Origin of the sequence: Streptomyces sp. NPDC093510 (assembly GCF_040683555.1) — a bacterium.
Taxonomy (GTDB): domain Bacteria; phylum Actinomycetota; class Actinomycetes; order Streptomycetales; family Streptomycetaceae; genus Streptomyces.
In genome coordinates, this window is the sequence record NZ_JBFBEE010000002.1 from 276866 (window position 1) to 298491 (window position 21626).

The following is a 21626-nucleotide window of genomic DNA, read 5'->3' on the forward strand; positions in this document are numbered from 1 at the left end:
GATGTTCACCGCGCACACACTGGAAACCGCACCGTCCGACTCGCGCGCCGCGATGGAGCGCACCGCCGCCGCCTTCGGGCAGGTGCCGAACGCGGTCGCCCGCCTCGCCGAGTCGCCCGAACTCCTCAACGGCTTCCTGGAGATGACGGCGGCCTTCGACCGGACGACCCTCGACCCCGTCGCCCGCGAGGTCGTCATCATGACGGTCGCGACGCGCAACGACTGCCACATCTGCGTGACGATGCACACGGGCAAGCTGCGCAAGCTGGGCGTGTCGACCGAACTGATCGCGGCCCTCCGTGAGGGGCGGGCTCTGCCCGACGAACCCCTGGAAGCCGTCCGCCAGTTCACGCTCACCGTCCTGGCCACGGCGGGCGGGGTCGACGACGCCGCGCTGAAGGCGTTCCTCGCCCACGGCTACACCGAGCGCAACGCCCTCGAAGTGGTCCTCGGCATCGGCACGTACACGATGTCGACACTGGCGAACCGGCTGACGCGGGCGACGGCCTGAGCGCCGGTTCACCGACTCCGGTTCACCGACTCCGGTACATCAGGCGACGCAGCACCACCTCGACCGGCCCGCGCCGCCCGGCCCGCTCCAGGGCGTACGCGCCGACCACGGTCACCAGCCACACCCCGACCGCGACCAGCGCCATCGTCGCGCTGGTCAGGTGCGCGCCGAGGCCGAGGCCCCACGCGGCGAGGAGCGGGGTGAAGAGGAGGGAGTGCGCGAGGTAGCAGGAGAGGGAACGCTTGCCGACGGCGGAGACCGCGGTGACTGTTGTGGCCGCGATGCCCACCGACGTCGCGATGCCCACCGACGTCGCGACGCCCGCCCCTGCGCCGCGCCCCGTCCCTGCGCCGCGCCCCGCCGCGCGCCGGGTCCACCAATGGGCGAAGAGGGCGAGGGCGGCGACGTAGCCGAGACCGGCGGCGTTCCCGGTGATGTCGCGCAGCAGGCTCAGCGCCCCCGACTCGCTCTGCGCGTCGTCCGGTACGTCGAGTACGCCGATGTGGGCGAGGGCCGCGGGCAGCGCGCCGAGCCAGCCGACTGCGATGCCGAGCACCGCCGTGCGGCGCAGGAGGGGGAGGTGGCGGCCGGGCGCTTCGAGTATCCGGCGGCGTGCGGCCCAGAAGCCGAGCAGGAACACGGTGAAGCCGCCGCCGACGAGGGAGAGCGGCGCGGCGACGAAGGTGACGAAGAGCCCGCTCTCCAGCCGGGTTCCGGCGGCGCCGAACCAGCTCGGGTCGTCCGCGGCGTAGGCGGCCGCACCGGGCTCGGCGCCCGCGTCGCCGAGCGACCCCAACTCGCCCCGCGCCCACGCCGATACGACGGGCTCCAGCGCCCCGAAGAGCAGCAGCGCGGCACCGATCCCGATCCACCACTTCAGCGCGCGGTCGCCGCGCCGCAGGAAGAGCAGACCGAGGGCGAGGCTCAGCAGCCCGTAATAGCCGACGATGTCGCCGGCCATGAGGAGCGTGGAGTGCGCGAGCCCGATGACGATCAGCAGCAGACTCCGCCGCCGAAGGATGCGCACGGCGCCGCGCGCCGAGGTCCCCGTGCAGGTCTGGCGGAGGTAGAGCTGCGTCATGCCGTAGCCGAAGAGGAAGGCGAACAGCGGGTACACCCGCATGTCGAGGGTGACGATCATCGCGAACTGCACGGCGTGATCGACCACCCCACCGTCCACGGGCTGCCACCCGGAGGGCCCGTGCTCCGCCTTCCAGAGGTGAAAGGCGGTGTTGGACAGCACGATGAGCAGGAGCATCAGCCCTCGCGCCAGGTCTGGGGCGAGGGCCCGCTCCGCCGCTGCCGGCTCTGTCTTCGTGATTTCGACCGTCATGCACTGGACGGTAGGAAGGCGGGCCGGGGGAGGGCGTCCGTCTTTCGGCCAGGGGTGGGCGACCAAGGGATGCGGCGAAAGCGGATGCGGGCGCCGGAATGCCGGGGCCGGACCGTCCAACGCCCTTACAAACACGGAGCGTTGGCCGACAATGGGAAGCTCGGCATGAGTCTGATGGCATGCCCATGACTCGGGGGTGGTGGCGTGGGGTCCGTGGACGTGGTCGCGGAAGCGGTGCGCGTGATGACGGGGTTCGCCGGTGGCGCGGCGGGCGCGGTCGGGGCGGAGGTGGGGCAGACCGTCTCCGATCTCGTACGACAGCGCATCGGCGGGAGTCCCTCCGGGCGGGCGGTGCTGGACGTCGTGGAGGAGAGGCCGCAGGACCCGGAGGCGCTGGCCGCGCTGCGGGAAGCGGTGCGGGAGCGGGTCGCCGCGGACCCGGAGTTCGCCGCCCGGCTCGCGGAGGCGCTCGCGGGTCCGCCTCCGGCCGGTCCTCCCACGGCGGGCCCTCCTGCGGCTGATCCGCCGCCGGCCGAGCCCCCTCGGGAGTACACGGGCAGCATCGTGATCGACGGCGGCGCGAAGGTGCGGGGCAGCACCCTGTCGCTGGGCCCCGTGACCTTCAACAACACCCCCGCGGGACGTACGGCGCTGGTGGCGTCGCTGGCCGTACTCCTCGTCCTCGTGGTCTTCGCGGTCTACGGCGGCACGCAGGCGTTCAGCGGCGAGGACTCGCCGGGCTCCGACCGGGCATCCGTCCCCGGCGCCCGTTCCCAGTCGGACGGTGCGGCGACCGGCGGCGGAAGCGACGCGGGCCCCGGGACGGGAACCGGTGCCGGAACCGGTGTGGACGGGACGGACGGGGCGGACAAGGCGGGCGGGGCCGAGAAGCCGGTGCCGCTGGCCGACGCCGACGCGGTCCTGAGCGTCCTGCCCGACACGACCAGCCTGACCTCCGGCTGGACCCAGAGCAGCCCGCCCACCGCCGACGTCGCCTCGCAGGACGACGGCTCGACCTTCGAAGGCTCGGCCGTGTACTACCCGAGCTACGGCATGGACACCCAGTTCCTCGTCTTCGCGTACCCGAGCGAGAAGAAGGCGAAGGCCGCCTTCACGGAGAAGAGCCGAGAGGCGGCGGGGGAGGGCGCGCAGCGGCTGAGCATGCCGGCCATCGGCGACGAACTCATCGCGTTCTCCCAGGCGGAGAGCCAGGGCGACGGGTACGTCTCCAAGACCACCGACTACACGCTGGTACGCACGGGGACGGTACTCACGGTCGTGGGCGGCAAGGACACGGAGAGCCGCAGCTACGGCAGCGACGACCTCCAGTTCGCCACGCAGCTCATGTCCGACCGGGCGCGGGCCGCGCAGGCGCGCTGAGGAAGGCGGTCCAGGTGGCGGGGGATATCTGGAGGGTGGGCCCGGCGGGGTTCAGCTTTGAGTCGCGGATGTGGATGGTGGCGGGGGTGGCGGCGACCTCCAGGCATTCGCCGCCCTGGCTGCCGCTGTAGCTGGACTTGGTCCAGGCGAGGGCCACCTCTACGCATTCGCCGCCCTGGTCGCCGCTGTAGCTGGACTTGAACCACATCAGCTCGGTGTTCATTGCGTCTGCGCCACCTGCCCGATCCATTTCGCGGACTCTTCGGGGTTGAGAGCCTGAGCCCGCAGAATGCCATACCGCGCGAACAGGTCCACCAAGTCCGAGTGTTGGCGTACGTAGTAGCCGCCGCTCGGCCCCTCGACGTAAGCGACACGGTCTCGGTCGGCCGTCTCCAGCAGAATCATCGGGCCGTTCAGCCCGGCGTGCGTCTGTCGGTTGTGCGGCATCACTTGGAGCTCGACGTTGCGCCGCTGCCCCACGTCGAGAACGTGGTCCAACTGCTCCCTGAGCGCCTGGCGGCTGCCAAGTGGGCGAGTCAATGTGTGCTCCTCCAGCACGAAGCCGACGAGGGGTGCGGGCTTGCGTTGAAGCACCTGCTGTCGGTCGAGCCGAGCTGTTACGCGCGACTCGACCTCCTCGTCCTCCAGGGGTGGGCAATGGCAGTTGAAGATCGCCCGCGCATACGACTCGGTCTGGAGCATGCCGGGGATCACGTGGTTCGCGTACATGTAGATGGCGACGGCCTCCGCCTCAAGCTCGGCGTAGTCCTCGAACCACGACGGGAATCGGCTGACCTGAAGTTTCTCGCCTGCTGCAAGAAGTGCACCTTGTGCACCGAGTGCTTCGTCCGCGATCTCGACCAGCTTGCCCTTCGGGGGCCGCTCGCCCCGCTCCACCATTGCCACTTGCGACTTGGAGTACCCGACGTATCCGCCCAGCTTCTCCTGCGTCATCCCGGCCCGTTCGCGGAAGAACCGCAGCAACGAGCCGAACATCTCCAGGTTCCCTGAGTTCTGTCCACCGGAGTGCACAGCGACCTCCCCAAGTGCACAACGCCGCACGGCCAAAGCGCAGCTCTGGTCACAGTATGTGAGCGCCCGACAGCATCTGCTGCATGAACTCGGAAACCTCATCACTCAGGGTCCACGACTGGATTCCGGCGACGGGCCACGCCCTGCGGCACGCGGGCATTCACTTCGACGCGGTACGGATCGAGGGCGCGCTGGGCGAGCAGGTCGCGTACGACCTGATGCAGTTCACGGACTTCCGCGCGGGCCCGATCGTCCGCGAGGCGACGGGCGGGCGCTACCTCTACTTCCTGTTGCCCCCGCAGGCAGCGGACTCGTACACCTGGCCGATCGGCGCGCGTGCGCTGGGCCGGCGTGCGGGAAACCTCGCGTACGTGGGCGTGCCCGCGCTGGACGGCTACACGTGGCCGCTGGACTGGAGGTCGCGCCCGACGAGTGAAGTCCCGTTCGTGGAGGGTGATTTGTTGCACGAGACGACTAAACGTGCGGTACGGTGACCGCGCAATCACGCTCTGTGCCCACCTGGACATGGGGCGGTCCCCGGAGGTGCTGACAACACCGCCCGAGGACCTTCACCACCGAATGGATCAGAGGTCCACCGGGATGCTTCGGCATGCTATCGCGCCCACCCGGCGCTACACGAAGGCTTCGCACGACGTCGTACGGCATCAGTGCCTGAACAGCGACGCGAAGATCCTGCTCCTGTACGTGCAGGGGCTCTCCGAGGCGGACGTGACCGCCCGCTCGCTCGGCGAACACGCGGCGCGGCTCGGTATCAAGGGCCGCGCCTACCAGCGGGCCAAGCAACTCCTCACGGAATCCGGCTACTTGCATGCGTGGCGGTGGCAGGGGGAGCGGGGCCGCTGGGTCACGGAGCAGCTCTTGGCGAACGTCACCCTGACGGGTGAGGAGGCGGGCCGGGCCAGGGTCGGGGACGGCCCGCCGCCGACTACGCATACGCCGACGGTCGGAGGGCCGGGGACGCGGGAACCCGGTGGCTCTTACCCCGAAGAACAACGGGAGAAGAATCTCCCCCACCCCCCGCCCGAAGACCCGGAGCCCGCAGCCGACACGGAACTGGCCGAGGCCGAGCGGGTGTTGCTGTCACTCCGCCACGTGAACCGGGACCTGCTGCTCGGCGTACGAGAGGCGAGGGTCCTGGCGGGGACGGCGGCGGAGTGGCTGCGACGGGGCATCTCGGCGGGTGACCTCCGCAAGGCGCTGACGGCGGGGCTGCCTTCGGGCGGGGTCCGGTCGGCGGTGGGATTCGTACGGCACCGGCTGGTGCAGAAGCTCCCGGACCGCGCGGGGCCGACGCCGTCTCTGGCGGAGGTGGCTGCGGCGAGGCCCGGCCTCGTGACGTGCGCGGGGCCGGGGGCGGAGCACGTCTTCCGGCCGCTGGCCGAGGAAACCCGATGCGGCCGGTGCCGAGCGGAGGGGGCTACCTCTACCACGGCGAACGACCGCCACCCACAACCCCTGCCGTGGCGCGACCGCCTGGCAGGCGCGGGCGCCTGACGGCCGACGCGTGCCCCCGTCAGGTCACGCCGTGGTCGCGGGTCAGCGCCGCCAGCAGGACCGGGTCCGCGTGAGCCTCCGCCGTATGCCGCCAGGCGGTGAGGAGTTGGGCCACGGCCGCGCTGTCGGAGAGCGACTCGACGGCGCGCATCGCGTCGTTCAGTTCGACGGCGAAGGCGTGGACGTCTGCCTCGGGGAGGGAGCGGACCCAGGGGAAGGCCTCCGGCAGTAGGTCGAGGAACGGTTCCATGCTGCCGTGGCCGGGGCCGTGGTTCATGGGTTGGAAGCTACTTCGAGGGGAGGCGGGGCGCCATCGCCCGTGAGGGTGGTGCAGGGGCCGCCGATACCCCACCCCTGGGACAGCGCCTCCGCGAACGCCGACGCCAGTTTGTGCTCGCCGGACGCGTTCGGGTGTGTGCCGTCGTACGTGTCCACGTGGATGTCGTACGACAGCGGCGGGGACGCCAGGAGCAGGGGGGAAGCCGACGTGTCCAGGTCCGCCACCGTCTTCGCGAGGAGTTCGTTGAAGCGGGTCACCTCCGTCGCGAACGGGGCGTCCGATGTCGCGCGGATGTTCGGGATGACGGGGAGCAGGACCATCCGGATTCCGGGGTTCGCCGAGCGGGCCGCCGTGATGAAGGCGCGGACGTTCGCTGTCGTCTGGTCTGCGTTCGTGTAGAAGCCCAGGTCGATCAGGCCCAGGGAGATGAGGAGGACGTCGGCGGGGTCGCGGTGCAGGGCGCCGGCTATCTGGGGGGCCATGTGCAGCCAGCCCTCGCCCCAGCCCGCGAGGTGGTGGCGGGGGAACTCCGGGGGCACGTCGGCGTAGTCCTGGGAGAGGGGCTCTCCCGTCGCCTTGTCGTGGAGCGCCGTGCGCGGGCCGACCACGGCGACGCCCTCGGGGCCGAGGGTGTCGCGCAGGTGCTGCCACATCCAGTAGCGCCAGGTGCGTTCCCCGGCGCTTCCGATGGTCATCGAGTCGCCGACGAACATGAACCTGAGCATCCGGACATCATCCCGGATGGGGGCGGCCGCCTGCGATGTGAGGCTGCGCACTCCGCCGCGGAGCGCGAATGGCACGCTTGGGCCCATGCGTTCGCTTCGGGCTGTTCCGCCATCCGTCCTCGTCGCCGGTGCCGTGCTGGTCTTCGCCACCGCCGTGCCCGCCGCCGCCGACGACCACGACGGGTTCGACATCAAGGACCCGCGGATCGTCGAGTCCAGCGGCCTCGCCGCCTCCCGCGCCCACCCGGGCGTCTACTGGACGCACAACGACCAGGACAAGGGCGCCTTCCTGTACGCCGTCGACTCGAAGACGGGGGAGACCGTCGCCACCGTGACCATGACGGGTGTGGGCGCCCCGCGTGATGTCGAGGCGATCTCGGTCGGCAGTGACGGGAACATCTACGTCGGCGACATCGGCGACAACCTCAACGGCACCTGGTCGAACGTCTGGGTCTACAAGCTGCCCGAGCCGAAGCAGCTGAAGGACCAGACCGTCCGCGCCACGCAGTACGTCGTGAAGTACGCCGACGGCGCACGGGACGCGGAGGCGCTGATGGTGCACCCGAAGACCGGGCGGATCTACATCGTGAGCAAGAACGAGGACGGCGGCGGGCTGTACGAGAGCCCGGAGCGGATGTCCGCCTCGGGCACGAATGTCTTCAAGCGCGTGTCCGAGATCGATCTCTGGGTGACCGACGGCGCCTTCTCGCCCGACGGCAAGCAGCTCGCGCTGCGCGGGTACTTCGGCGGCATCTGGTACGCGTGGCAGGGGGACGGGAAGAAGCCGCAGCGCAAGGGGCGACTGAGCGTGCCGCTCCAGCGGCAGGGGGAATCCGTGACGTACACGCTCGACGGGACCACGCTGATGTACGGCACCGAGGGCGCGCAGAGCGAGGTCAAGCCCGTCGAGGCGCCGGGCGGGGCGGGGGACGGCTCCGGCTCGTCGGATGGCGGGTCGGGTTCCGGTGACGGGAGTGGGGACGGGGACTCCGGGATCGGGGGCAGCGTGAAGACCGGGGCCGTCGTGCTCGGGGCGGTTCTGCTGGCCGTGTTCGGTCTGAAGCGTCTTGGGCGGCGCGGCGGCGCTCGCAGGTAAGCCGCACGCCGGACCGGCGACCGGCCCGGGGCTCACCTCTCGGCGCGCCGGGCCACCAGGGCGTCCAGGCCGTCCAGGAGGCGCTGCAGGCCGAACTCGAAGTGGTCGAAGTCCGGCCCGAACGAGTCGTCGGTGAGGCCGGCGAGGGTCGGATAGCGGCCGCTCTTCATGACGCGTTCGAGGGTCGGGGCCTGCGCTTCCCAGAAGTCCTGCTCGGACAGGCCGCTCCTGGTCACGGCCTCCGTTTCGTGCACCTGGGTGCGGGCGATCCCGGTGACGTACCCCTCCGTCATGACGATCACCCCGATCAGTTCGGGGTCGCTCAGACCCATCGGCTTGATGCGGGACAGTACGCGGTCGAGGCCGCTGATCGCGCCGGGGCCGAGCACCGGGCGGGCCTGGTTGACGTGGAGCAGCCAGGGGTGGCGCCGGTAGAGGACGAGGGTCTCCCGCGCGTACGCCTCGATGCCCTCGCGCCAGCCGCCGGTGAAGGGCTCGTCCTCGTCCGGGGGCGTGTGGACGCGGTCCAGCATCAGGTCGACGAGGTCGCTCTTGCCGGGAACGTACCGGTACAGGGACATCGTGCCGGTGCCGAGCTCCGTGGAGAGGCGCCGCATCGACACCGCCGAGAGGCCCTCGGCGTCCGCGAGCCGCACCGCCTCGGTGACGATCCGGTCCAGCGTGAGCCCCGGCTTGGGGCCCCGGGCCGGACGGCCCCCCTCGCCCCAGAGCAGCTCCAGGCTGCGGGTGATGTCGCTGCCGGTGCGCTGGTCGTCGCCGCCGTTCGTGCTCGTCATGGCTCTCACCCTAATCGCAGGCCCAGAAATTGAGTACGGTGTACCCATCGAAACTGAGTACGGTGTACTCTCTATTGAGTACGGCGTACCCAGAAGGGTGTCGTCCGGTGTGCCAGAGAGCAGTGCGTGAGAAGGGGCGGTCGATGAACGGGCGGTCGATGAGCAGGCGGTCGATGAACGGGAACGGCTTCGCGGTACGGGCCGAAGGGCTTGAGAAGCGGTACGGGGAGAAGCGCGCCCTGGACGGCTTCGACCTGTACGTCGAACAGGGCACGGTGCACGGACTCCTCGGGCCCAACGGCGCGGGCAAGACCACCGCCGTACGGATACTCTCCACACTCGTCCGGCTCGACGGCGGCCGCGCCGAGGTCGCCGGCGCCGACGTGGTCCGCGAGTCCGGCCTCGTCCGCAGCCGCATCGGCCTCACCGGTCAGTACGCGGCGGTCGACGAAATCCTCACCGGCCGCCAGAACCTGGAGATGTTCGGCCGCCTCTTCCACCTGGGCGGCAGGCGGGCCCGGCAGCGCGCCGACGAACTCCTGGAACAGTTCCACCTCCAGGACGCGGCGGAGAAGGGGGCCGGTCAGTACAGCGGCGGCATGCGGCGCAGGCTCGACCTCGCCGCCTCCATGATCCTCGCGCCCGCCGTCCTCTTCCTGGACGAGCCGACCACCGGCCTCGACCCGCGCAGCCGCCTCGAAGTCTGGGACACCGTGCGGGAGTTGGTGGCGCGTGGCACGACCGTGCTGCTCACCACCCAGTACCTCGAAGAGGCCGACCGGCTCGCCTCCCGCATCACCGTCATCGACCGTGGCCGGGCCATCGCCGACGACACCCCCGACGGCCTGAAGAACACGGTGGGCGGCAGCCACCTCGACGTCGTGGTGCGCGACTCCGCCGACCTGCCCGCCGCCGTGAAGGCCGTCGCCCGCGTCTGCGACGGCGAGCCGCTCACCATCGACGTGGAGCGCCGCGTGCAGGCCGCCGTGACCGACCGGGTCGGCGCCCTGACCGAGGTGGCGCGGAACCTGCGGGACGAGGGCATCGACGTCGAGGACATCGGCCTGCGCAGGCCCAGCCTCGACGACGTGTTCCTGCGCCTGACCGGCGCGACCCACGGAACGGAGACCGCCGCATGAGCGTCGCCCTCACCCCCGAGACCCCGCAGGCGGCGCACGGGCGCCTGTTCTGGGCCCTCTCCGACTGTTGGAACGTCACCCGCCGCTACCTCACCCACTTCCTGCGCCAGCCCGTCACCATCGCCTGGCAGCTGGGCTTCCCCATCATCAGCGTGCTGCTGTACGGCTTCGTCTTCGGCGAGGCGATGAAGGTGCCCGGCGGCGGCGAGGACGGCGACTACAAGCAGTTCCTGATGCCCGGCATGTTCGTGATGACCATGGCCTTCGGGTTCATGAACACCGCGATGGGCGTCGTCACGGACTCCACGAAGGGCGTCATCGACCGCTTCCGCTCGATGCCGATGGCCCCCTCTGCGGTGGCGTCGGGGCGCGGCCTCGCCGACCTCATCGTGGCCTGCGCCGAGCTGACCATCCTCGCGCTGACCGCACTCGCCATCGGCTGGCGCTCCAGCGCGGGCGTCGTCGACACGCTGCTCGCCTTCGGGCTGCTGCTGTTCCTGCGGTTCAGCCTGATCTGGGTGGGCGTCTTCCTCGGCCTCGTCGTGCCGACCCCGGAGGCGGCGGGCGGCCTGTACGCGGTGGCCTTCCCGCTCACGATGATCTCCAGCGTCTTCGTGGCGCCGTCCCTGATGCCGGATTGGCTGGCGCCGGTCGCCGCGTGGAACCCCGTCTCCTCGACGGGTACGGCCACCCGTGAGCTCTTCGGCAACCCCGGCGCGGGCGGTTCCAGTTGGGTCGAGCAGAACGCGGTCCTGATGGCCGTGGTCTGGCCGATCGTGATCTCGCTGGTGTTCCTGCCGCTGGCGGTGAGGAAGTTCAAGCAGCTGAGTCGCTGAGGTGACACGCGGAAGGGCGCCGGCACGTCAGCGTGCCGGCGCCCTTCACATGCGTACGGCTAGAGCTTCTCGATCACGTAGTCGATGCACTTGGTCAGCGCCTCGACATCCGCCGGGTCGATCGCCGGGAACATCGCGACCCGCAGCTGGTTGCGACCGAGCTTGCGGTAAGGCTCCGTGTCGACGACCCCGTTGGCCCGCAACGTCTTCGCGACAGCACCCGCGTCGATCTCGTCCGCGAAGTCGATCGTGCCGATGACCTGCGAGCGCTTCGCCGGGTCCGTGACGAACGGCGTCGCGTACTTGGACTCCTCCGCCCACCCGTACAGCGTGCGCGAGGACGCGGCCGTGCGGCCCGTCGTGAACTCCAGGCCGCCCTGCGAGTTCATCCAGTCCAGCTGCTCGGCGAGCAGGAACAGCGTGGCGAGCGCCGGGGTGTTGTACGTCTGGTTCTTGCGGGAGTTGTCGATCGCCGTGGGGAGCGAGAAGAACTCCGGGATGTGCCGGCCCGACGCGTGGACGCGCTCGGCGCGCTCGATCGCCGCCGGGGAGAAGACGCCGATCCACAGGCCGCCGTCGGACGCGAAGGACTTCTGCGGGGCGAAGTAGTAGACGTCCGACTCGGCGATGTCGACCGGGAGGCCGCCCGCGCCGGACGTGGCGTCCACGAGGACGAGGGAGCCGGAGTCGGCACCCTCGACGCGCTTGACGGGCGCCGCGACGCCGGTCGAGGTCTCGTTGTGCGTGAAGGCGTAGACGTCGACGCCCGCCTCCGCCTTCGGGTCCGGGTGCGTGCCCGGGTCGCTCGCGATCACGGTCGGCTCGGCCAGCCACGGGGCGAGCTTCGACGCCTTCGCGAACTTGGAGGAGAACTCGCCGAAGTTGAGGTGCTGCGACTTGTTCTCGATCAGGCCGTGCGTCGCCACGTCCCAGAACGCGGTGGAGCCGCCGTTGCCGAGGATCACCTCGTAACCCTCAGGGAGGGAGAAGAGGTCGGCGATGCCCTCACGCACCCGGCCCACCAGGTTCTTGACCGGGGCCTGGCGGTGGGACGTACCGAGGAGGGAGGTGCCGGTGGCGGCCAGGGCGTCCAGCGCCTCCGTACGCACCTTGGAGGGGCCCGCGCCGAAACGGCCGTCGGCGGGCTTCATGTCAGCGGGAATCTGGATCTCAGCCACGGAGGGAGCCTATCGGCTCAGGGCGCCCCGTCTTGTTCGTGTCCGTCGGCTGAGATCGCGACCCCACCGGGGGCGGACGCCTCGGGGCTCCGCCCCGGACCCCGCTCCTCAAACGCCGGAGAGGCTGATTCCTCAAACGCCGGAGAGGCTGATTCCTCGCGCTCCGCGCTCGTCCTCAATCGCCGGACAGGCTCAAATACCTGCGGCCGGCCGCAAAATCACCGGCAGCTCGTACAGGTCGTTCTGCGTCACCACCGGCTTGTTGCGGAGAGCCGAGGGCGGGACCGCCAGGGTCAGGTCCGGGAAGCGGGCGTACAGGGACGGGAGAGCCACGCCCGCCTCCAGGCGGGAGAGCGCCGCGCCGGGGCACACGTGCGGGCCGTGGCCGAACGAGATGTGGCGGGTGGGGGACGTGCGGGTGATGTCGAAGACGCCCGCCGTCGGACCGTGCGCGTGCTCGTCGCGGCCTATCGCGCCGTAGGAGACGATCAGCGCGTCACCCTGCCGGATGACCTTGTCCCCGACGGGGACGTCCTCCGCGGCGAAGCGGATCAGGACGTGCGAGGTCGGCGTGGAGTAGCGCAGGGTCTCCTCGATCACCGCGTCCCAGCCGGCCTCTCCGGAGCGGACGAGGGCGAGCTGGTCGGGGTGGGTGGAGAGGTTGACGACCGCGTTGACGATGAGGGAGATGGTCGTCTCGTGGCCCGCCGCGACCATCAGCTGCAGCGTGGAGACGATCTCCTCGTCCGTGAGGTGGTCGCCGTTCTCGGAGGCCTGGATCAGCGCGCTCGTCAGGTCGTCGCCGGGCTCCGCGCGGCGGGCCGCGACGACCTTGCCCATCATCTCGGCGAGCTCGCCTAGCGTCGCCACGACCTCCTCCGGGGGCGTCTGCGTGGAGAAGAACTTGTCGAAGAGGACCTTCAGGCGCGGGTGGTCCGCCTCGTCGACGCCCATCAGGTCGCTGATGACGTACATGGGGAGCGGGTAGGCGAACTCCGCCTTCAGGTCGATGACCTGGGGGACCGTGGGGAGGGCGTCCAGGAGGCCCTCCGTCAGTTCCGCGATGCGGGCCCGCATCCGTTCCACCCGTCGCGGCGTCAGCGCCTGCGCGACCAGCGCGCGCATCCTGCGGTGCTCCTCGCCGTCCACCGTCAGCATGGAGCGGCCGGGGTTGGCGAGGCCGATCAGCGGCCAGTCGGCGGGGATCTCGCCGCGCCGCCACGCGCCCCAGACCTCGATGTCCTTCACCAGGCGCTTGTCGGTGAGGAGCCGGCGCGCCTCGGCGTGGTGCGTGACCGCCCACACCGGGACGCCGCCCGGCAGCTCCGCCTCGGCGAGCGGGCCCGCCGCGCGCAGCCGTGCGCTCTCCCCGTCGAGATCGGTGACGAACGGGTCCAGGGCGATGCGCGTCATCTGGAGTCTCCAAACGCTGAGGTCGGGGTCGGGGTGAAGCTCACCGGCAGTTCGGTCAGGCCGCGCAGCCACGGCGACGGGCGGCGGGTCAGGGAGTCGGCGGGGACCGCCAGGTCGAGGTCGGGCAGGCGGTCGAGGAGCACCTCGATGCCCGTCCGCGCGATGACCTCGGCGACCTCCTGGGCCGGGAAGGGGCAGCGGTGCTCGCCGTGGCCGAAGGAGAAGTGGGCGCTGTTGCCACCGGTCAGGGCGGAGCCGTCGGTGCGGACCTGCGGGTCGGAGTTGGCGGCGGCAAGGCCGAGGAGGAGCAGGTCACCGGCGTTGATGCGGCGGCCGCCGAGCTGGGTGTCGCGCGAGGCCCAGCGCCCGGCGACGTTCTGCGTCGGCGTGTCCTCCCACAGGACCTCGTTCATGGCCTCCGCGACGCTGTGCCGGCCGCCGAACAGGGACGCGGCGAAGCGGTCGTCGGTGAGCATCAGGCGCAGCGAGTTGCCGATCCAGTCGGCGGACGGCTGGTGGCCCGCGGCCATCATCACCATCAGGTCCTGTGCGATCTCCTCGTCGGTGAAGCCGGAGCCGTCCTTCGCGAGCTGCGTCTCCAGCATGTACGAGGCGACGTCGGTGCCCGGCTCCGCGTGCTTGTCGGCGATGAGGCGGGCCATCGACGACGCGAGGTGCTGCTGTCCCGCAAGGGCACGTTCGCGGCCGTCGATCATGTCGTTCATGGCGGTGACGAGGCCGGGGCCCTGCTCGTCGGAGAAGCCGTAGATGCGGGCGAGGACGCGGACCGGGAGCAGCATCGCGTACTCGGAGATGATCTCCGTGGCGCCCTTGCCGCAGAAGCGGTCGACCAGCTCGTCCGCGAACTGCTCGGCGTGCGCCTTGAGTTCGAAGGGGTCGACCGCTTCGAGGGCGTGCGCGATCATCGCGGCGCGCCGGGTGTGCCGCTCGCCGACGGTGTAGAGGATCGACGGCTGCTTGTGGCCGATCATGGGGAGCAGCGGCCAGTCGGCGGGGATGTTCGGCCACTGGTTCCACAGCTCGGAGTCGCGGCTGTACAGGAGCGGGTCGCCGGTGACCTGGTGGAGTTCGCGGTAGCCGAGCACCAGCCAGGCCGGTACGTCGCCGTCGAGGAGCACGGGGGCGACGGGGCCGTGGTCGCGCCGCATCTCCCGGTACAGCTGGGCGGGTTCGGTGGCGAACCGCGGTCCTGAGAGCGGTACGGGACCGGGCGCGGCGCCGGTTACGGGGCAGGTCACGGGGTGGTCTCCTGGGCGGCGGTCAGCTGGTGCGCGTACAGCGACTGGAGGTGTTCGACGAGAGTGATCAGTACGTTCTTGCTGGACTCGCGGGAGCGCGCGTCGCAGTCGATGAGCGGCACCCCGGGGTCGAGGTCGAGCGCCTCGCGCAGCTGCTCGGCGGTGTGCGCGGGACCGCCGAAGTCGTTGCGGGCCACGATGAACGGCGTGCCGTGGTGCTCCAGGCGGTCGATCGCGTACCAGGAGTCCTCCAGGCGGCGGGTGTCGACGAGGACGACCGCGCCGAGCGTGCCGGAGAACAGGCGGTCCCACAGGAACCAGAAGCGTTCCTGGCCGGGTGCGCCGAAGAGGTAGAGGACGTTGTGCGCGTCGAGCGTGATGCGGCCGAAGTCGAAGGCGACGGTCGTGGACGTCTTGCCGCGCAGGCCGTCGAGGCCGCCCGTCTCGTCGATGCCCCGGCCGGCCTGCGTCATCGTCTCCTCGGTGTTGAGGGGCCGGATCTCGCTGACGGAACGGACCAGTGTCGTCTTGCCGACGCCGAAGCCGCCGACCACGACGATCTTCAGACCGTTGTCGGCGGTGGCGGTCAGCTCTGTTCGGGCGGGGCCGGTGGCGCTGCGTTCAGAGCTGCGTTCAGAGATTGCGGAGTCCAACGAGCACCTGCTCCAGGAGATCGGAATCGGGAAGGCTGTGGGTGGGGCCCGAACGCGGGTGGCGGGCGCTGATCCGGCCCGCGTCGAGCAGGTCGGACAGCAGGATGCGGGTGATGCTCACCGGTAGGCGCAGCTCCGCGGCGATCTCCACGACCGCCGTGGGCAGGCCGCACAGCCGCAGGATCGCGGCGTGCTCGGACTGCATGCCGGGGACCGGAGCGCACTCGGCGACGACGAGCGTCACCAGGTCGAAGGGCGCGTCGGGCGCCGACCGGCTGCGACCCCCGGTGAGGGTGTACAGCCGGTCGGGGGAGTCGTCCCGGCCGGGGCGGCTCATGAGGCGGGCGGGGTGCGGGGGGCGTCGTCCGCGCGGGGCGCGGCGCGCAGGTGCTCGCCGAGCTGCTCGACCAGTTCGCTCATGGTGTGGCCGACGAGGCCCGCGTCGGCGTCCTCGGCGGCGATGACCGCGAGGTGGGCGCCCTCGCCCGCCTCGACGATGAAGAGGATGCCGCCGTAGAACTCGGCCATCGCCGAGCGGACGCCGCCGCTGCCGTCGCCGAACTCGGCGGACGCGCCGTGCGAGAGGGACTGGATGCCGGCGGCTATCGCGGCCAGCTGGTCGGCCTGGTCGACGGAGAGCTCGGGCGTGCGGCACAGCTTCAGTCCGTCACGCGAGAGCACGAGGGCGTGGCGGGCGCCGGGCGTGCGCTCCAGGAGGCCTTCGAGCAGCCAGGTGAGCTTGGCGTCGGTGGTGCTGCCGGGGTTGGGGCCGGGGGTGGTGCCGGTGGTCATCGGGGGGTGTCGCCTTCCGGGTGCGGGGGAGTTGCGGTGGCGTCCTTGTGCACGCCCTCGGACGGGTCCGAGGGGTCCGAGGGGTCCCGGGGGTCCGTGGGCGTGGTGCGGACGGCCTGGCGGAAGCTGCTGAAGCGGGCCGCGGTGCTCGCGGCGCCGGGGGCGCGGGGCCTGCGGGTCTCCCCCGTGTCACTGTCGGCACGGGCCCGCTCGGCGGCGGCGAGGGTGCGGCCGCGGGGGCGCTTGGGGAGGGGCGCGTCGGGGACGGACTGTGCCGGGTGTCCGGGGTCCGTCTGCGGGTGCGGGGCCGCGGGGGGAGGTGCGTACTCGCCATCCCTGCGCCGCGTCGGGAGTTCCTGGACGTCACGGTCGGCCCGGTGCTCCGTGCGCACATCCCCCCACGTGCCCTCCGGCGCGCTCGCGGGTGCCGGGGAGCCGGTGGTGGTCTCCTCCTTCGCAAGGGCCGGGAGCTCGGCCGGTGTGCGTGCGGGGGAGGGGGCGGGGAGGGCTGCCGTGGTCGTGGACGACGCGGCCGTCAGCGATGCCGGGACCGGGGCCGGGGTCATCTCCGAGGGCCGGGAGAGCAGCTCCTGGGGTATCAGCAGGAGTACGCCCGTGCCGCCCCGCGCCGACGGCCGGAACGACACCGTCAGTCCGTGCTTGCGGGCCAGCCTGCCGACCACCGCGAGGCCGAGCCGGGTGCCGGAGAGGCCGGTGAGCCCCGTCGCCTCGCCCGACACGGCACGCTCGGCGCGGCGCTGCTGCACGGCGCCCATCACCAGGCCGCTGTCCTCGACGGAGATGATGACGCCGGCCGCGACCTCCTCGATGTAGACGTGCACTTCGGAGGTGGGCGGCGAGAAGTTCGCCGCGTTGTCGAGGATCTCGGCGAGGGCGTGCATGACGCCCTCGGCGGCGTGGCCCGCGACCGCGACCTCGCTGGCCGAGTGGACGCGCACGCGCTGGTAGCCGCCGATGCGGCCCATCGCGCCGCGCAGGATCGACTCCATGACGATGGGCCGGGACCAGCGCCGGCCGGAGCGGGCGCCGGTGAGCACCGCCACCGAGTCGGCGATGCGGCCCGCCTGCGCCGTCCTGTGGTCCAGGTGCAGGAGGTCGGTGAGCACGTCCTCGTCGGCGTGCCTGCCCTCCATCTCGCGCAGGTCGGCGAGCATGCCGGTGGCCAGGGCCTGCATGCGTCCCGCCGCGTTGGCGCACGCGGCGAGGGCGGCGGCCCGCTCGGACTCGGCGGTGCGGGCTCGCACGGTCAGTTCGGTGCGCTCACGGGCGAAGTACTCGGTGAGCGCGGTCCGCTCGCGGGTGAACTCCGCTGTCCGCGCGGCCTGTTCATGGACGAGCCGGTCGGCGTCCAGCCGTACGGCGTCCACGCGGGCGCGCAGCAGGGCGTTGGCGCGGAAGAAGTGGAACGCGAGCGCCACGGCGACGCTGAGTGCGAGGGCCGCGGCACCGGAGCCCCAGGCCAGGGGGGTGCGCACGGAGGCGGGCGCGAGGCCCACCGCGGCTCCGGCGACGGCCGCTGTGGCCAGGGCGCCGGCCAGTAGGACGAGCGCGGTCGGGCGCAGCGGAGGGCGCTCCGTCCCGTTGCGCGCTAGGGGGGTTGGCGCGGTCATCAATCGGGGTCCTCGATCGGAAGCGACACACTCTGCTCAAGTCGAGATCACTATAGGAGAGTTATCGACCGGGTTGGGAATCTTCCCGTCCGGATCGTGTGAAAACGGGTGAGGCGGGGTGGCCGGGAGGGGCCCGTGCGGGGGCATCCTGGACGGCATGAGCGATCTCGACGCAGATGCCGGCGGCCTCGCACAGGACCTGCGCGCCGCCGTGCGCGGCGACGTGGACCTCTCCGTCACCGCACGCGCCCTGCACACCATGGATGCCTCCAACTACCGCCGGGTGCCCGTGGCGGTGGTGGCCCCGCGCGACGCCGACGACGTCGCGGCCGCGCTCGCGGTCTGCCGGGAGCGGAACGTGCCGGCCGTCCCGCGCGGCGCGGGCACCTCGATCGCCGGACAGGCCACCGGAGTCGGCGTCGTCCTCGACTTCACCCGCCACATGAACCGCATCGTGTCCATCGACCCCGCGGAGCGCACCGCCGTGGTGCAGCCGGGCGTCGTCCTGGACGACCTGCGCACCGCCGCCGCCCCGCACGGCCTCACCTTCGGCCCCGACCCCTCCACGCACAGCCGCTGCACCCTCGGTGGAATGATCGGCAACAACTCCTGCGGGTCGCACTCGGTGGCCTGGGGCACGACCGCCGACAACGTATCCGCCCTCTCCGTAGTCGACGGCACGGGCGCGTCCCGCCACCTCGCCAAGGGCTGGGACGGAGCCCCCGCGGGACTGCGGGCGCTCGTGGACGGCGACCTCGCGCTCCTGCGCACCGGCTTCCCCGACCTGCCGCGCCGCATCTCCGGATACGCCCTGGACGCGCTGCTCCCCGAACGCGGCACGGATCTCGCGCGCGCCTTCTGCGGCTCAGAGGGCACGCTCGGCGTCCTCACCGAAGCGGTCGTACGCCTCGTCGAGGCACCCCGCGCGCGTGCGCTGGCCGTACTCGGATACGCCGACGAGAGCGCCGCCGCCGAAGCCGCGGCAGGGCTCCTGCCGCACGGGCCGCTGACCGTCGAGGGCATGGCCGCCGACCTCGTGCGCGGCACCTCCCAGGAGAACGGCCTGCCCAAGGGCGGCGCCTGGCTCTTCGTGGAGACCGGCGGCGACACCCCGGCCGAGGCACGCGCGCGTGCCGACACGATCGTGCGGGCCGCCTCCGGGGACACCATGGGCGCCCTGGTCGTCGACGACCAGGCCGGGCAGCGGGCGCTGTGGCGGGTGCGCGAGGACGCCAGCGGGACGGCCACCCGCATGCCCGACGGGTCCGAGGCCTGGCCCGGCTGGGAGGACTGCGCGGTGCCGCCCGCCCGACTCGGCGCCTACCTGAGCGACTTCAGGGCCCTGCTCGGCGAACACGGCCTGCGCGGCACCCCGTACGGCCACTTCGGAGACGGCTGCATCCACGTACGCATCGACTTCGACCTGATGAGCCCCGAAGGCGTCGCCCGCTTCCGGCACTTCTCCGAAGACGTCGCCGACCTCGTCGTCGCACACGGAGGGTCCCTCTCCGGAGAACACGGCGACGGACAGGCACGCGCGGAACTCCTCCCGAAGATGTACGGGCCCGAGCTCATCGGCGTCTTCGAACGCGTGAAGGACCTGTGGGACCCGTCGGGCCTGCTCAACCCCGGCATGCTGGTACGGCCCGCGCCCCTCGACGCCGACCTGCGGTTCGCCCCCCTGCCCCGCGAGCCCGTCGACGTCGTCTTCGGCTACCCGCAGGACGGCGGCGACTTCTCCGCGGCCGTCAGGCGGTGCGTCGGCGTGGCCAAGTGCCGCACCGGGACACCGGCTTCCCCCACCGGCGTCATGTGCCCGTCCTTCCGTGTCACGGGCGAAGAGGAGCACTCCACACGCGGCCGCGCCCACCTGCTGCACGAGATGCTCGCCGGCGAGGTGGTGACGGACGGCTGGCGCTCCACGGAGGTCAGGGACGCGCTCGACCTCTGCCTCTCCTGCAAGGGCTGCCGCTCCGACTGCCCGGTGGGCGTCGACATGGCCACGTACAAGGCGGAGTTCCTGCACCACCACTACAAGGGCCGCCGCAGGCCCGCCGCCCACTACGCGATGGGGTGGCTGCCGCGCTGGCTGCGGGCCGTCTCGGCGACGCGCACGGCCCGGGTCGTCAACGCGCTGGCCCGTGTCGGCCCACTGGCCGCACTCGCCAAGCGGCTCGGCGGGATCGCCCCCGAGCGGGCGGTCCCTGAGGTGGCACCGCGGACGTTCCGGCAGTGGTGGCACGGCAGGAACGGAGGCAGGGGCGGAGGCAGGTACGGCGGCAGGGGCGGAGGCGGTGGGGGGCGCCGGGCCGGGGTCCTGGCCGATGTCGTGCTGTGGCCCGACACCTTCACCGACCACCTCTCGCCGTCCGTGGGGCAAGCCGCGGTGGCGGTCCTGGAGGACGCGGGACTCACCGTCGCGGTGCCGCCGCGCGGCGTGTGCTGCGGTCTGACGTACGTCTCCACGGGGCAGCTCGACCGCGCCCGTACCGTCCTGCGCGCCACCCTCGACCGGATGGAGCCCGCCCTGGACGCGGGGACACCGGTCGTCGTCCTGGAGCCGTCCTGCGCGGCCGCGCTCACCTCCGACCTGGCCGAACTGCTCGGCGACGACCCGCGCGCCCACCGGCTCGCAGCGGCGGTCCGCACGTTCGCGCAGGCCGTCGAGGAACTGGCCCCGCAGTGGCGGCCGCCGCACGTCGGCCGCCCCGTGGCCGGCCAGACCCACTGCCACCAGCACGCGGTCCTGGGCGACGCGGCGGAGCGGCGCCTTCGCGCGAAGGCGGGCCTGACGGGCGAGTTGAGCGGCGGCTGCTGCGGCCTCGCCGGGAACTTCGGTTTCGAGCGTGGCCATTACGACGTCTCCAAGGCCTGCGCCGAGGAACAACTGCTGCCGTCGGTGACCGAGGCGAAGGCGGCAGCAGATACGGGCGCGGAAGGTGACGTCGCCCCGGTGATCCTGGCCGACGGCTTCTCCTGCCGGACCCAGCTGACGCAGCTGGCGGGGGTGCGGGGTCGCCACCTGGCGGAGGTGCTGGCGGAGGGCATCGGGGGAGAGGGGGGAAGCCGGTCGGTCACGGGCCGGGGGACGACGGGCCGGGAGGCGACAGGCCGGGATCAGAGCTCCGGGGACGGGTAACCGGGCATGTCCTGACCACGCGTCGCCTGCCCGCGCGTGATTTCCCTGGCCAGTTCGACCAGTTCGCGTACGTACGGGTGTGGGGTCGGGCCGTCCCGCCAGGTCAGGGAGACGGGGAGCGGTGGGGCGTCCGTGAGGGGGACGTAGGCGACCGCGGGGTGCGGGTGCATGTCGGGGGTGGCGGTGGTCGTGACGCCCACCGCGCGGTCGGCGGCGATCGCGGCCAGCCAGTCGTCGGTGTTGGCGACGGTGATCGTGGAGGTGGGGCGGCCGTCGGCGGGCCACAGGTCGAGTGTCGTGGTGCCGGAGACGGAGTTGAGGGCGATCGGGTGGCGTGCCAGGTCCGCGAGGGTCAGCCCGGCACGGTCCGCGAGGGGGCTGTCGGCGGGCACGGCGGCCACCCGGCGCTCCGTATGAAGGAGCTCGGTGACCAGGCCGGGGGCGTCGACCGGGCCCCGCAGCAGCGCGACGTCGACCGCGCCGCGGGTGAGCCCCGCCGTGCGGTCGTCGATGCGCAGGAGTTCCAGCGGGACATCGGGGTGCGCCGCGCGCCACCGGCGTAGGAGAGGAGTGGTGTAGGGGCCCGCCGCCGACCACGCGTGTCCGAGCCGCAGCGGCCTGCGCATCGAGCGGCCCGCGTCCAGCGCGTCCTCGAACGCGGCGACGGCGACCGCCGCCCGGTCGCGGAAGGCGTGCCCGGCGGCGGTGAGCGTGAGGTGGTGCGTCGAACGGTCCACGAGCCGTGCGCCGAGTGCGTCCTCCAGCGCGGCGAGCGTGCGGGACGCGGCGGGCTGCGTGATGCGGAGGCGGGCGGCGGCGCGGGTGACGCTGCCCTCCTCGGCGACCGCGAGGAAACAGCGCAGGTGGCGCAGTTCGAGGGCGCGGGCCCTGGTCGGCTCGGTCATGTCCGCGGAGCA

The 21626-nt window shown here is 72.1% G+C and carries 22 protein-coding genes; 8 read left to right on the forward strand and 14 right to left on the reverse strand.

From position 1 onward, the window contains the following. Nucleotide 1: 1 nt before the first annotated feature. Entirely contained in the window at nucleotides 2–511 is a 510-nt protein-coding gene (locus AB0N81_RS03615; RefSeq protein ID WP_365355291.1) for a carboxymuconolactone decarboxylase family protein, read from the forward strand. A 22-nt stretch (nucleotides 512–533) separates the two neighbouring features. Here AB0N81_RS03615 and AB0N81_RS03620 read toward each other — a convergent pair whose 3' ends face one another. Beyond that, nucleotides 534–1844: a DUF418 domain-containing protein gene (locus tag AB0N81_RS03620; RefSeq protein ID WP_365355293.1), complete on the reverse strand. Its 1311-nt coding sequence runs from the start codon at nucleotides 1842–1844 to the stop codon at nucleotides 534–536. Between the two features lie 204 nt (nucleotides 1845–2048). On the opposite strand from AB0N81_RS03620, the gene AB0N81_RS03625 reads away from it, so the two are divergent. Beyond that, nucleotides 2049–3224 (forward strand): hypothetical protein, encoded by a 1176-nt coding sequence (locus tag AB0N81_RS03625; protein ID WP_365355294.1) that lies wholly within the window; start codon nucleotides 2049–2051, stop codon nucleotides 3222–3224. Here AB0N81_RS03625 and AB0N81_RS03630 read toward each other — a convergent pair. Beyond that, nucleotides 3187–3447 carry a DUF397 domain-containing protein gene (locus tag AB0N81_RS03630; protein WP_365355296.1) on the reverse strand — a complete coding sequence of 87 codons (261 nt, stop codon included), beginning with the start codon at nucleotides 3445–3447 and terminating at the stop codon, nucleotides 3187–3189. The genes AB0N81_RS03625 and AB0N81_RS03630 overlap by 38 nt on opposite strands. Then, nucleotides 3444–4220, reverse strand: a complete 777-nt coding sequence (locus AB0N81_RS03635; protein ID WP_365355298.1) for a helix-turn-helix transcriptional regulator — start codon at nucleotides 4218–4220, stop codon at nucleotides 3444–3446. The genes AB0N81_RS03630 and AB0N81_RS03635 overlap by 4 nt, the downstream gene beginning before the upstream one ends. Before the next feature lie 119 nt (nucleotides 4221–4339). On the opposite strand from AB0N81_RS03635, the gene AB0N81_RS03640 reads away from it, so the two are divergent. Both AB0N81_RS03640 and AB0N81_RS03645 read left to right on the forward strand, forming a co-directional pair. Then, nucleotides 4340–4750 carry a hypothetical protein gene (locus AB0N81_RS03640; RefSeq protein ID WP_365355299.1) on the forward strand — a complete coding sequence of 137 codons (411 nt, stop codon included), beginning with the start codon at nucleotides 4340–4342 and terminating at the stop codon, nucleotides 4748–4750. Nucleotides 4751–4856: 106 nt separating this feature from the next. Next, a complete protein-coding gene (locus AB0N81_RS03645) occupies nucleotides 4857–5771 on the forward strand; it encodes a hypothetical protein (protein ID WP_365355301.1) in 915 nt (304 codons plus the stop codon). 19 nt (nucleotides 5772–5790) lie between these two features. Here AB0N81_RS03645 and AB0N81_RS03650 read toward each other — a convergent pair whose 3' ends face one another. Together AB0N81_RS03650 and AB0N81_RS03655 are read right to left on the reverse strand one after the other, a co-directional pair. Next, nucleotides 5791–6048, reverse strand: a complete 258-nt coding sequence (locus tag AB0N81_RS03650; RefSeq protein ID WP_365355303.1) for a hypothetical protein — start codon at nucleotides 6046–6048, stop codon at nucleotides 5791–5793. Next, the gene (locus tag AB0N81_RS03655; protein ID WP_365355304.1) at nucleotides 6045–6776 is read right to left on the reverse strand and encodes a GDSL-type esterase/lipase family protein; all 732 of its coding nucleotides are present in this window, start codon (nucleotides 6774–6776) and stop codon (nucleotides 6045–6047) included. Before AB0N81_RS03655 ends, AB0N81_RS03650 begins: the two co-directional genes overlap by 4 nt. A gap of 85 nt (nucleotides 6777–6861) precedes the next feature. Here AB0N81_RS03655 and AB0N81_RS03660 point away from each other — a divergent pair, with 85 nt between their 5' ends. Continuing rightward, the gene (locus AB0N81_RS03660; protein ID WP_365355306.1) at nucleotides 6862–7872 is read left to right on the forward strand and encodes a WD40 repeat domain-containing protein; all 1011 of its coding nucleotides are present in this window, start codon (nucleotides 6862–6864) and stop codon (nucleotides 7870–7872) included. Nucleotides 7873–7904: 32 nt separating this feature from the next. On the opposite strand, the gene AB0N81_RS03665 is transcribed toward AB0N81_RS03660, so the two are convergent. After that, entirely contained in the window at nucleotides 7905–8669 is a 765-nt protein-coding gene (locus tag AB0N81_RS03665) for a TetR/AcrR family transcriptional regulator (RefSeq protein ID WP_365355308.1), read from the reverse strand. Between the two features lie 173 nt (nucleotides 8670–8842). Here AB0N81_RS03665 and AB0N81_RS03670 point away from each other — a divergent pair, with 173 nt between their 5' ends. Together AB0N81_RS03670 and AB0N81_RS03675 are read left to right on the forward strand one after the other, a co-directional pair. After that, the gene (locus tag AB0N81_RS03670; protein ID WP_365355310.1) at nucleotides 8843–9808 is read left to right on the forward strand and encodes an ATP-binding cassette domain-containing protein; all 966 of its coding nucleotides are present in this window, start codon (nucleotides 8843–8845) and stop codon (nucleotides 9806–9808) included. After that, nucleotides 9805–10644: an ABC transporter permease gene (locus AB0N81_RS03675; protein ID WP_365355312.1), complete on the forward strand. Its 840-nt coding sequence runs from the start codon at nucleotides 9805–9807 to the stop codon at nucleotides 10642–10644. The genes AB0N81_RS03670 and AB0N81_RS03675 overlap by 4 nt, the downstream gene beginning before the upstream one ends. Nucleotides 10645–10703: 59 nt before the next feature. Here the strand turns inward: AB0N81_RS03675 and serC are convergent, their stop codons facing one another. From serC to AB0N81_RS03710, 7 genes are all read right to left on the reverse strand, one after another. Further along, nucleotides 10704–11822, reverse strand: a complete 1119-nt coding sequence (gene serC / locus AB0N81_RS03680) for a phosphoserine transaminase (protein WP_365355314.1) — start codon at nucleotides 11820–11822, stop codon at nucleotides 10704–10706. Between the two features lie 192 nt (nucleotides 11823–12014). After that, complete coding sequence (locus AB0N81_RS03685) at nucleotides 12015–13235, reverse strand: cytochrome P450 (protein WP_365355316.1); 1221 nt, start codon at nucleotides 13233–13235, stop codon at nucleotides 12015–12017. Beyond that, nucleotides 13232–14494, reverse strand: a complete 1263-nt coding sequence (locus tag AB0N81_RS03690; RefSeq protein ID WP_365355317.1) for a cytochrome P450 — start codon at nucleotides 14492–14494, stop codon at nucleotides 13232–13234. The genes AB0N81_RS03685 and AB0N81_RS03690 overlap by 4 nt, the downstream gene beginning before the upstream one ends. After that, a complete protein-coding gene (locus tag AB0N81_RS03695) occupies nucleotides 14491–15147 on the reverse strand; it encodes an ATP/GTP-binding protein (RefSeq protein WP_365355319.1) in 657 nt (218 codons plus the stop codon). Before AB0N81_RS03695 ends, AB0N81_RS03690 begins: the two co-directional genes overlap by 4 nt. Then, complete coding sequence (locus tag AB0N81_RS03700) at nucleotides 15128–15484, reverse strand: DUF742 domain-containing protein (RefSeq protein WP_365355321.1); 357 nt, start codon at nucleotides 15482–15484, stop codon at nucleotides 15128–15130. Before AB0N81_RS03700 ends, AB0N81_RS03695 begins: the two co-directional genes overlap by 20 nt. After that, on the reverse strand, nucleotides 15481–15939 hold the full coding sequence (locus AB0N81_RS03705; protein WP_365355323.1) for a roadblock/LC7 domain-containing protein: 459 nt from the start codon (nucleotides 15937–15939) through the stop codon (nucleotides 15481–15483). Before AB0N81_RS03705 ends, AB0N81_RS03700 begins: the two co-directional genes overlap by 4 nt. Continuing rightward, nucleotides 15936–17570: an ATP-binding protein gene (locus AB0N81_RS03710; RefSeq protein WP_365355324.1), complete on the reverse strand. Its 1635-nt coding sequence runs from the start codon at nucleotides 17568–17570 to the stop codon at nucleotides 15936–15938. Before AB0N81_RS03710 ends, AB0N81_RS03705 begins: the two co-directional genes overlap by 4 nt. A 157-nt stretch (nucleotides 17571–17727) precedes the next feature. On the opposite strand from AB0N81_RS03710, the gene AB0N81_RS03715 reads away from it, so the two are divergent. Beyond that, on the forward strand, nucleotides 17728–20709 hold the full coding sequence (locus AB0N81_RS03715) for an FAD-binding and (Fe-S)-binding domain-containing protein (protein ID WP_365355325.1): 2982 nt from the start codon (nucleotides 17728–17730) through the stop codon (nucleotides 20707–20709). Here AB0N81_RS03715 and AB0N81_RS03720 read toward each other — a convergent pair. Then, nucleotides 20688–21614, reverse strand: coding sequence for a LysR family transcriptional regulator (locus AB0N81_RS03720; protein WP_365355327.1), 927 nt, complete (start codon nucleotides 21612–21614; stop codon nucleotides 20688–20690). The two genes, AB0N81_RS03715 and AB0N81_RS03720, sit on opposite strands and share 22 nt — an antisense overlap. Between the last annotated feature and the right edge of the window lie 12 nt (nucleotides 21615–21626).

What these genes read in the sequence shown, in the direction of transcription:
- AB0N81_RS03705 (WP_365355323.1), bottom strand. Translation starts at nt 15,939, where the DNA reads ATGACCACCGGCACCACCCCCGGCCCCAACCCCGGCAGCACCACCGAC.
- AB0N81_RS03620 (WP_365355293.1), bottom strand. Translation starts at nt 1,844, where the DNA reads ATGACGGTCGAAATCACGAAGACAGAGCCGGCAGCGGCGGAGCGGGCC.
- AB0N81_RS03710 (WP_365355324.1), bottom strand. Translation starts at nt 17,570, where the DNA reads ATGACCGCGCCAACCCCCCTAGCGCGCAACGGGACGGAGCGCCCTCCG.
- AB0N81_RS03700 (WP_365355321.1), bottom strand. Translation starts at nt 15,484, where the DNA reads ATGAGCCGCCCCGGCCGGGACGACTCCCCCGACCGGCTGTACACCCTC.
- AB0N81_RS03640 (WP_365355299.1), top strand. Translation starts at nt 4,340, where the DNA reads ATGAACTCGGAAACCTCATCACTCAGGGTCCACGACTGGATTCCGGCG.
- AB0N81_RS03675 (WP_365355312.1), top strand. Translation starts at nt 9,805, where the DNA reads ATGAGCGTCGCCCTCACCCCCGAGACCCCGCAGGCGGCGCACGGGCGC.
- AB0N81_RS03615 (WP_365355291.1), top strand. Translation starts at nt 2, where the DNA reads ATGTTCACCGCGCACACACTGGAAACCGCACCGTCCGACTCGCGCGCC.
- AB0N81_RS03715 (WP_365355325.1), top strand. Translation starts at nt 17,728, where the DNA reads ATGAGCGATCTCGACGCAGATGCCGGCGGCCTCGCACAGGACCTGCGC.
- AB0N81_RS03685 (WP_365355316.1), bottom strand. Translation starts at nt 13,235, where the DNA reads ATGACGCGCATCGCCCTGGACCCGTTCGTCACCGATCTCGACGGGGAG.
- AB0N81_RS03720 (WP_365355327.1), bottom strand. Translation starts at nt 21,614, where the DNA reads ATGACCGAGCCGACCAGGGCCCGCGCCCTCGAACTGCGCCACCTGCGC.
- AB0N81_RS03660 (WP_365355306.1), top strand. Translation starts at nt 6,862, where the DNA reads ATGCGTTCGCTTCGGGCTGTTCCGCCATCCGTCCTCGTCGCCGGTGCC.
- AB0N81_RS03635 (WP_365355298.1), bottom strand. Translation starts at nt 4,220, where the DNA reads ATGTTCGGCTCGTTGCTGCGGTTCTTCCGCGAACGGGCCGGGATGACG.
- AB0N81_RS03650 (WP_365355303.1), bottom strand. Translation starts at nt 6,048, where the DNA reads ATGAACCACGGCCCCGGCCACGGCAGCATGGAACCGTTCCTCGACCTA.
- AB0N81_RS03665 (WP_365355308.1), bottom strand. Translation starts at nt 8,669, where the DNA reads ATGACGAGCACGAACGGCGGCGACGACCAGCGCACCGGCAGCGACATC.
- AB0N81_RS03645 (WP_365355301.1), top strand. Translation starts at nt 4,857, where the DNA reads ATGCTTCGGCATGCTATCGCGCCCACCCGGCGCTACACGAAGGCTTCG.
- AB0N81_RS03670 (WP_365355310.1), top strand. Translation starts at nt 8,843, where the DNA reads ATGAACGGGAACGGCTTCGCGGTACGGGCCGAAGGGCTTGAGAAGCGG.
- AB0N81_RS03630 (WP_365355296.1), bottom strand. Translation starts at nt 3,447, where the DNA reads ATGAACACCGAGCTGATGTGGTTCAAGTCCAGCTACAGCGGCGACCAG.
- AB0N81_RS03655 (WP_365355304.1), bottom strand. Translation starts at nt 6,776, where the DNA reads ATGCTCAGGTTCATGTTCGTCGGCGACTCGATGACCATCGGAAGCGCC.